Source organism: Halobacillus sp. BBL2006, assembly GCF_000786645.1.
GTDB lineage: Bacteria > Bacillota > Bacilli > Bacillales > Halobacillaceae > Halobacillus.
The window spans coordinates 1-2,391 of sequence record NZ_JRNX01000275.1 but is presented as its reverse complement, the minus strand read 5'-3'; the positions used below and the strand labels follow the sequence as shown (position 1 = coordinate 2,391).

4 protein-coding genes are annotated in these 2,391 nt (G+C 39.2%); 3 read left to right on the top strand and 1 reads right to left on the bottom strand.

Going from position 1 to position 2,391, the window contains the following annotated elements; all coding sequences use genetic code 11:
• Window positions 1-144: DUF819 family protein (locus LD39_RS22075; RefSeq protein WP_156112602.1), on the top strand; the 144-nt coding region annotated here is incomplete at its 5' end.
• A gap of 67 nt (window positions 145-211) precedes the next feature.
• Here LD39_RS22075 and LD39_RS09155 read toward each other — a convergent pair.
• The gene (locus tag LD39_RS09155; RefSeq protein WP_035545457.1) at window positions 212-523 is read right to left on the bottom strand and encodes a hypothetical protein; all 312 of its coding nucleotides are present in this window, start codon (window positions 521-523) and stop codon (window positions 212-214) included.
• 218 nt (window positions 524-741) lie between these two features.
• Here LD39_RS09155 and LD39_RS09150 point away from each other — a divergent pair, with 218 nt between their 5' ends.
• Window positions 742-1,872, top strand: a complete 1,131-nt coding sequence (locus LD39_RS09150) for a M14 family metallopeptidase (protein ID WP_035545456.1) — start codon at window positions 742-744, stop codon at window positions 1,870-1,872.
• Between the two features lie 133 nt (window positions 1,873-2,005).
• Entirely contained in the window at window positions 2,006-2,215 is a 210-nt protein-coding gene (locus LD39_RS09145; protein ID WP_035545454.1) for a hypothetical protein, read from the top strand.
• The last annotated feature ends 176 nt before the right edge of the window (window positions 2,216-2,391 follow it).

The window sequence follows — 2,391 nt, the reverse complement described above, 5'->3', positions numbered from 1 at the left end:
GGCGGGCCGACGACAGCTGCAGCTATGGCAATCGCGAAAGGATGGACCAAACTTGTCATCCCTATTCTTTTAGTCGGAACATTAGGCTATATTGTCGGCAACTACATTGGAACAGGAATCGGTGTTTGGTTCAGTCAATTTTAAAATGATGCAGAAAAAGTGCACAGCTTCGAATTGTTTCCAAAGGCTGTGCACTTTTTTAAGCCCTACATTACCACCAATAAGGATAAAACGGTCCAAATCGATAAAGTCCAAAAAACGGAAATCCAAACAGTCCAAAAGGTCCAAAAAATGGAAACAATCGATTGTCGTTCGTTTTAGTTTGTGCCGTTTGTGGACTACTAGGCATAATGACAAACATTTGATCTTCATCATAACTATGAAGAATCCCTGTATAAATGTTTCCGTCTTTTGTTTCAATTTGTATAAACTGATATAAATTCTGTTGGCACATGTCTTTCATTTGATTAGGTTTCATTTCCTCCATGGAACTACTGCTGGAAGATTCTCTGTAATTATTCAAGAAAAGCTCCTCCTTTAAGGTTCTTCGATAGTTTATTCTGTAATAATAAATGTGTGTATGCCCACTTAAAGTCCAAGATATATTTCAAAACACTTTTTTAGCCAACTAGCGTCTGCCTATATCTAAAATTCATTACATATTTGTTTCATCTAAAGAATTGTTGTTTATTTTAAATTCAGTGTGGAATGGTTTAGAAAAATAGCGGGAAGGTGTTAGTCATGAAGGATACACAAAAGTACTTCAATACTACTTACGAACAATCCAGACAAACGTTCAGAAACCATTTATCGACGATAAAAAAGAAATGGCCGGAAGCGACATTATCTACGAAGAAAATCGGAAAAGAGCAAGATAACACCATCGATGTTATCTATTCAGAAGCTAACTCCTCCAATGAACAGGTTCTCTTCTTTACTACAGGCGAACACGGAATTGAAGGGTATACAGGAGCGACGGTCACTCATTTATTTGTAAATGAGTACTTGGATGGTATTGATGAAGAGATAACAGGAATTTGCCTCGTTCATGCGATTAACCCTTGGGGGATGAGGAATTTCCGTCGTGTAACGGAGAACAACGTGGATTTAAACCGTAATTACTTTTTTGAGCCGGATTCTGTGCCTGAAAATGTGAACGAAAACTATGCAAAAGAAAGTCAGATTTTCCAACCGAATGAAAAAGTAAAAGATGTAAAAAAAGAAAAAACTGAATTATATGAGCAGTTAAGCAAGGGCATGATGAGAGAAGGATACAGCGGGATTAAAAAAGCTAAGAGCATGGGACAGTTTGAGTTTGAGCGTGGTGTTTATTATGGAGGAGCCGAACAAGAGGAATCAGCCAAATATTTAAAAGCGTGGCAACGGAAATTATTATCGGATTATCCACGTGTCATTCATATGGATTGGCATACCGCCCTAGGGCCGACAAATGAGATCACAATGGTGGTTTCTGAACATGATGAACGTGAAGAAGACGAAATGAAAGAACAGTACAGAATGGAAAATATTGAAAAATTCACACCTGAAAAAGTAAAGGGTGATTCTACCAACTATTTTCACAAATTGAAAAAGGAAGTAAATCCAGACACTTACCTTTTCTCTGCTCTCTTTGAGTTCGGCACGTTCGGAACAAGCAGAAAAGCAGAGCTCAGAGAGTTTACGACGATTATTTTGGAAAACCAATTGTACTGGAAAGGCGCTGAACAGGAAGAAGATAGACAATGGATTCTTAAAGAATTTCAAAACATGTTTTATCCTGATGATGAGGAATGGAGGGAGTCTGTATTGAAGGAAGCACGCCTCGGTATTGAATCCATCCTTAAGGAAGAAGGAATTCTCACCCCAGCGTAATACGATTACCCTTCCCCACAAAAGATGTCTTCCGATTTTTCGGCGGGCATCTTTTTTTGTGAATTCATTAAAGGTGTAAACATTTGAATGAAACGGGTATGAAGACAAAAGCTAAAGGGTGAGGTGATAATAGATGAAAAAACAGCCAAAGAAAAAATTTGAGATTCCGACAGAAGCAAACGCTGCTGGACAGATCGGTATGGAACCGTCTGTAAATACTAATCGTCCGTTCGATGCTGAAGACAGCTTTTCCGGTGACTCCGTTGATGAGCTTAAGAAAATGGAAGAGTTCAACGAAGATATGGCGAAAAAAGAAATTGACCAGATCTTCAACAATTCATGATTCAGGTCGTTACTTATTGAAAAATGAACAGCTGCACCAAAACCTTTGTTCAACTAAAGTGCAGGATTATGGAAGACTCGATTTCGAGATGTTTGTGAGGTTTTAGGGTCGTTGGGGAAGGACTCGCTTTCCTGTGGGGGAACCGGCGAGCTTCCTCGGGCTGCGCCCTGTGGGAT